Raw genomic sequence first — 6,008 nt, 5'->3', positions numbered from 1 at the left:
GTCTACCATCTGATTTAAAAGCCTGAAGGATTTTGACCACTTACAATCTATTTAACGTCTACTTCACAATCAACAAGTAAATGAGTTTTTTAAGCAGGTTGACGGGCCCGAAAACATCGAAGATATTCGTAACATTCCTGGTCAAGCTGGTTTAAAAAAGGCTTGTTTGATTAAAGATAACGATACTGCGTCTCTTACGGGATGCAAGCCTCTGACCTAGATGGAGATTTCTCATCCACCCCCGGCAGACCGACTGCATAGGCGTTTTCTATTCCCGTGAGTCCCACGGTACTCAAGTTATCCAAACCACGCAACCGAATTACTTCTGATGCTGCACGATCTCTATCTGTTTCGTATCCACAAACATCACACTTATGCACCCGGAAGGAAAGCTCTTTCTTGCCTGTATGCGTTCTACATTTAGGGCAAGTTTGAGACGTTCCATCAGGGTTGACACGGGCAAAGAGAACTTGATGTTTCTTTGCTACCCATTCCAACAGGTTGAGGAACTGACCGAAAGCTGCCATCTTGCGGTATGCTTTCTCAACATTCCCCTGGACATAGCTTTCAAGTTCAAATCCTCAACAAACACCATCCCAACACCTTCTTTGGTACACAGATGGTTAGCCAGTTTAAACTGCCAATCTTTCCTGACGCTGGCAATGCGATCGTGGAACCTGGCAACCTTGATCCTAGCTCTCTCGCGGTTCTTAGAACCCTTCAGAGTTCTGGCGTAGTTGCGTTGCAGCAATTGCAGCCGAGGTCTAGCAATCAACTCTTTATCAGAGGTTGTCAAAAACTTTTCCAATCCCATATCGATACGAGCGTGCATCTCCATCAGGTTGGGCATCTGGTATCGATACGTCAGACTCTATCGTGATAACCACTTCCCATCTATCCGCTTTCCTCAATACCCGTGCCTGTTTGATCGCAAACCCTTCTGGGATAGGTCGATGGAAATTGATGGGTATTTTCCCGACTTTGGGCAGACTAATTTGCCACCCTGTAATCGGATTAGTCTTGAATTGAGGAACATCGACTTCATTTGTGCAAACTTCAAGCAGCGTGGAAAGCCAAATCCTCTCTCTTGGAAATAGTTCCAAGCATCATGCAATCTACGAATTGTAGTTGGCAGAACTTGAGATGGAGCTTCGCCCAACTGGGGAAATTCTTTCTTCGCCAAAGGAAGTGCTTTCTGTTGAATGTAGTAGGTGGGAAATGGTTTATCAGCTCCGATGATATATTCACGTTGGAGCGAACAATAGTCCAAACTACATTTACGCGAATTGACCCAATCCTTGATTTCCCGCAAAGCGTAGTTGTAAACCTTGCGAGATATCTCCAACCAATGAAGCATAGTCTGCTCTTGGATGGCATCGGGATAAATTCGGTAGCAATAGTTCACCCTCAGAGTCATGGGAATAATTCTCACAGGGAATCGTTGAGCTATAGACTGATATCTGATGCTGATTTTACCGGGACCCTTGCGGATAAAATCAGCAAAGGGGATGTCCATGTATCCGCACGCCTCCTAGTGCGCGGTAGGCGTGGGACTTATAGCCTCCCCCAGACCCCCACCGCAAGTTAAATTAACATGCCGCGTCAACGTTCTAAATCCGATTTACCCACAAAAACTTGTCCTGTCTGTCAACGTCCCTTCACCTGGCGCAAGAAATGGGAAGATTGCTGGCATGATGTTAAATACTGCTCGGAACGCTGCCGCCGTCGTCGGTCATCGGTCAGCGGTCAGTAGTCAGCGCTGACTACTGGCAATGGATATCTGCAAAAACTCTTGTGGGGTAGGCATCCTGCCTGCCAAAGAGTTTGTTTTTTGCCGAAGTCTAATGGACGATGCAGCTAGTTGTTACTTGTTTAAGGGATGAAAGCTAAATGTCAGATCAAAGAGTACAACCTAAACTTATTATCCACGGGGGAGCCGGTAGTTCTCTCAAAGGCAAAGGCGGAGTTGAGGTAGTCCGTCGGTCGCTTTATAAAGTCTTGGGAGAGTTATACCCCCTACTATTATCGGGAGCAAGTGCCAAAGAAGTTGTTGTGCGAGGTTGTCAGATGTTAGAAGACGATCCCCGGTTTAATGCCGGAACTGGATCGGTACTGCAATCTGACGGTCAAATTCGCATGAGCGCTTCTTTAATGGATGGACTGACTCAACGGTTTAGCGGTGTGATTAATGTATCGCGCGTGCAAAATCCGATCGATTTAGCCGCAACTTTACAAACTTCGGCAGATCGGGTTTTATCGGATTATGGGTCAGCCGAACTGCTGCGCGAGCTGCAAATTCCCATCTACAATCCCCTGACTGATATCCGATTGCAAGAGTGGATGCAGGAACGGCAGGGTAATTTTACCAAAGAAATGGCAGGGGTGGTGGCGGAAAAAGAACTGGTAGCAGATGGCAGCGCCCGCCGGGGTACGATTGGTGTAGTGGCGCTCGACTGTATGGGAAATTTAGCCGCTGGCACTTCTACTGGGGGCAAGGGTTTCGAGCGCATTGGGCGAGTCAGCGACTCGGCAATGCCTGCGGGGAATTACGCCTCGCGCTACGCAGCGGTGAGCTGTACGGGTATTGGAGAAGACATCATCGAGGAGTGTTTGGCGGCAAAAATTGTCGTGCGAGTCACCGATGGCATGTCTATAGCGGCGGCATTTGAGCGCAGTATAGGCGAAGCGCGGGGGAATCATCGAGAGTTAGCGGCGATTGGAATTGATTCGACGGGAGCGATCGCTTATGGCAAAACCAGCCAAGTCCTCCTCGCCGCCTACCACGATGGGGAAAAAATAGGCGATACCCTGGAATTAATTTAAGATTTAAGATTAGAGATATTAGATTTAAATACAATCTAATATCTCTAATCTTGAATCGTTCAAAGACGCTTGCACAAAATCCACCGCAATTCCATCGGCGGTTGTTGTTCGGCGAGGGGGAATAAATCGCGTCCGGTTGCCCAATTATTAAACCATCCCGTCGGGGGCCATGCTTCTGGCGGTAAGTGTTGTTTTTCGTATTCAAATACGGGATCGTCGGATATTAATTCTAAGGGTAAATCTTCCATTGCCGATGCCAGTTCGGCGCGGGTGAAGATGGTAGACCAAGCAATTTGAGACATTTCTCGCACTGCGGCATCGGGTTCGTACCCATCGACGGCTAAGAAAGTATTAAACAATAACAACCCACCCGACCGAATTACGTCGCACATTTTTGCCATCAACAGTCGCAGCTGATCGGCATCGCGAAAGTGAGAAATCACCTCAGCGACGACTGCCATTTTGTAGTGTGCGGGACGCATCCGCACCATCGGATCGAGGATATTGCCTTGGGTGACGATGACGGGTAACCCTTCTGCTTCGGCGGTAGCTTGTATTTGCTGCACAAATTCGGGGGTTAACTCGATCGCATGAACCAAATACCCAAGTCTAGCTAGGGGTAAGGTGTTTCTTCCAGTTCCTGCACCCACGTCTAAAATGGGGGTTTTTGCCGGATCTGCCTTCAATTGAGCAACCGTTGCCATTACTTTAGCATCTGGATGGGAACCGAATAGGGGGGGTTGTCTGTTATCCACCCAGGTTTTATACTGCTCGGCAACCGAAGAAACGACGGTAGAAAGATTGCAAGCTAACCCGGTTTGCGGCGCTTTGGCGGGTTCGTAGCGCAAAACTAGGTTGGAATGAGGTGAAGCTTCATATCCTTCTTTTAACCGGCGCGCCAGCAGTTCGCGCAACTGAATCAGTTCGTCGCCAGAGAAGGGTCTGCCAAGGGTTTGGAACAGCACCTTTAGTCGCTCCATGTAATGTTCTAGCATGGATGGCACGCAAGGCATTATCAGTTCGCCACGGGGATATATGCGCGTGTTGAGCTTGTTGAGGATGACCTGGTTGATGATCTCCGGGTCTGTGACGATTGGCGTCTGTTCGCTCTTAATTTGCGTTTCGTTAGAGGCGATCAAGTTTGCTGTCTCCGTTGCTTGCTGGTCTGTTGAGTCGATTGTAGATTTTAGCTTATCCATGTGGGAAGTCCTAGATATAGCTAACTCTCGCTGATTTCCTAACCTGCGGGGGAGAAAAAACTATTTTTAACCCTTGAAAGGCGATTTTCTACAATAATTACTGACGACCTCACCTATAGTTTTTGTTTCCCTGGAAACAGGGATGGGGTTAGAGAAGTCAGAATAACTGGTTAGTAGCGGGGTTTGACTATGGGTCAGTTTCTTAGTACGGTTTCTCTTTTGGTCTTGCTTCAAGGTTTACCAGGGATTGTCTTGTGGACGCCCGAAGCGATCGCTCAATCTCCAGCACAACCGGATTCCACCCTCCCCGCCGACCCCATACAACGGGTTTTGGCGGCTAGATTGATGACGAATTACCCTGATGGACAGTTTTATCCCGAACGCCTGGTCAGTCGCGCCGAACTTGCCTCTATTTTAGTCAAAGCTTTTGAGCTAAATAAACGAGTCGCTGCCACCAGGGAAAATTTGATTGCAGTTCAAGATGTCCCCCCTTCTTTCTGGGCATTTAACGATATTCAAATTGTTCTCAAAACTGGCATTATGCGCGGCTATCGCGACAATATGTTTTTCCCCAACCAACGAGTCTCTCGCGCCGAAGCTTTGGCTATTTTTGCTCAAGCTTATGGGGTATTTCAGTTTCCCGATGAAACTGTTACTAGAATTTTAGCTGATTATCCGGATGCAGCACAAATCCCCGATTGGGCGAAAAAATCAATGGCAACAGCACTTTATGAAGGTTTTGTCAAGCTCGATGACCGAGGTAATATTAACCCCTTAAATCCCATGACGCGGGGGGATATGGCCTACACTTTGAGTAAATTTTTAGAACGACAAAAGACACCGGCGCCTGTTTTGGAAGGCGAATATTTTAGGAGTATAAGGTAATTGGTAATTGGTAATTGGTAATATGGCATTACTACCTTAGTTAAGAGGCTCTGTATGAGAGCGTAAACAATGAGACAAGGGAGACAAGGTAGACAAGGAGGAATTAGGTAAAAATACCCCTATTACTTGCACAATCGATGCTTAAGGACTTACTCTGACCAATTACCAATTACCAATTAACAATTACCATGACAATATTAGCTTATACTGAAAACTCTATTCCTGGAACTCTGTCAGAACGGTTGCAATTGGCAGCTAGGGAAAATTTGGCGTTGGAGGTAGGGAATGAGGGAAATTTTCCGCTGGAATTGTATCGGGAATATCAGATAGTTTCGGTCATCGCTTATAGGATGCATGACTTTCATCCGATTCATAGCGATCGCATCCGTCGCGACCAAGCTTTTCCCCATGTCCGAGAAACCATCGAAATTGCCGCTAAATTAAACGTCCCCCGCATCGTCACCGTGTGCGGATTTGGCTACGAATTAGCAGATCGTCCGTTTGAAAGGTGTTGGGATTTTTTCAGTTCTTTGACACCACAAGCTAAAGCAGCGGGGGTGAAAATAACGATCGAACCATTAAGTCCGCTGCGGGTGGGTGTGATGACTGACCCAGAAGAAATTGCTCGCTTAATTGATATGTTAAACGAGCCGAATGTATTTTCGATTGTGCTAGATACGGGTCATTTAGTTGATAGCGGAATTGAATTAAATACATTTTTTGCCAACTGGAAGCGCCCCGTAGAAGAAATTCAACTTAAAGGGCCGCGTTCGTCTCCGCCAAGTCCTACAATGCCAGTCAAGCAGTGGTTAGAAGCTTTACCGCAACCACCAGCTGTTATTTCTCCAGAACACCGCCAACCGACTACTGTAGAAGAATTGGTGCATTTGGTAGGGGTGTTGCGAAATCAGCTTCTAGGTTAGGTTGAGGTAGAAAACCCAAGGGATTAGTCTTGGGTTGTTGGGTTGATCTGGAGCGAAACCCAACCTACATATTAATGAATAACCCAGATTCCGCACCCTCAAATGTCACAATCGGTTTTTACCTGTTTTGATCGAGCAATAAAGCTATAAATTATAATTTTATAGCGTATATTAACGG

Annotated in this window: 8 protein-coding genes; 4 read left to right on the top strand and 4 right to left on the bottom strand. The window is 46.8% G+C overall.

The genetic code is table 11. From position 1 onward, the window contains the following. Positions 1-194: 194 nt before the first annotated feature. The 3 genes from ACE1CM_RS21995 to ACE1CM_RS21985 all read right to left on the bottom strand — a co-directional run bounded on the left by ACE1CM_RS21995 (position 195) and on the right by ACE1CM_RS21985 (position 1,516). Positions 195-527, bottom strand: coding sequence for a zinc ribbon domain-containing protein (locus ACE1CM_RS21995; RefSeq protein ID WP_374880365.1), 333 nt, complete (start codon positions 525-527; stop codon positions 195-197). After that, the gene (locus ACE1CM_RS21990) at positions 485-832 is read right to left on the bottom strand and encodes a transposase (protein ID WP_374880363.1); all 348 of its coding nucleotides are present in this window, start codon (positions 830-832) and stop codon (positions 485-487) included. Before ACE1CM_RS21990 ends, ACE1CM_RS21995 begins: the two co-directional genes overlap by 43 nt. Before the next feature lie 75 nt (positions 833-907). Further along, positions 908-1,516, bottom strand: coding sequence for a helix-turn-helix domain-containing protein (locus tag ACE1CM_RS21985; RefSeq protein WP_374880361.1), 609 nt, complete (start codon positions 1,514-1,516; stop codon positions 908-910). A gap of 78 nt (positions 1,517-1,594) precedes the next feature. Between ACE1CM_RS21985 and ACE1CM_RS21980 the strand changes: the two genes are divergently transcribed. Together ACE1CM_RS21980 and ACE1CM_RS21975 are read left to right on the top strand one after the other, a co-directional pair. Then, positions 1,595-1,753, top strand: a complete 159-nt coding sequence (locus tag ACE1CM_RS21980; protein ID WP_374880359.1) for a DUF2256 domain-containing protein — start codon at positions 1,595-1,597, stop codon at positions 1,751-1,753. Positions 1,754-1,890: 137 nt separating this feature from the next. Then, positions 1,891-2,823: an isoaspartyl peptidase/L-asparaginase gene (locus ACE1CM_RS21975; RefSeq protein ID WP_374880357.1), complete on the top strand. Its 933-nt coding sequence runs from the start codon at positions 1,891-1,893 to the stop codon at positions 2,821-2,823. A 59-nt stretch (positions 2,824-2,882) separates the two neighbouring features. On the opposite strand, the gene ACE1CM_RS21970 is transcribed toward ACE1CM_RS21975, so the two are convergent. Further along, the gene (locus ACE1CM_RS21970; protein WP_374880355.1) at positions 2,883-4,022 is read right to left on the bottom strand and encodes a class I SAM-dependent methyltransferase; all 1,140 of its coding nucleotides are present in this window, start codon (positions 4,020-4,022) and stop codon (positions 2,883-2,885) included. A gap of 189 nt (positions 4,023-4,211) precedes the next feature. Between ACE1CM_RS21970 and ACE1CM_RS21965 the strand changes: the two genes are divergently transcribed. Then, positions 4,212-4,907, top strand: a complete 696-nt coding sequence (locus tag ACE1CM_RS21965) for an S-layer homology domain-containing protein (protein WP_374880353.1) — start codon at positions 4,212-4,214, stop codon at positions 4,905-4,907. 188 nt (positions 4,908-5,095) lie between these two features. Next, positions 5,096-5,830: a sugar phosphate isomerase/epimerase family protein gene (locus ACE1CM_RS21960; RefSeq protein WP_374880351.1), complete on the top strand. Its 735-nt coding sequence runs from the start codon at positions 5,096-5,098 to the stop codon at positions 5,828-5,830. Positions 5,831-6,008 lie beyond the last annotated feature (178 nt).

The sequence above is a fragment of the Microseira sp. BLCC-F43 genome, assembly GCF_041929235.1.
In the GTDB taxonomy this organism is placed as follows: Bacteria; Cyanobacteriota; Cyanobacteriia; order Cyanobacteriales; family Aerosakkonemataceae; genus Microseira.
This window is presented reverse-complemented; position numbering and strand designations above follow the sequence as displayed.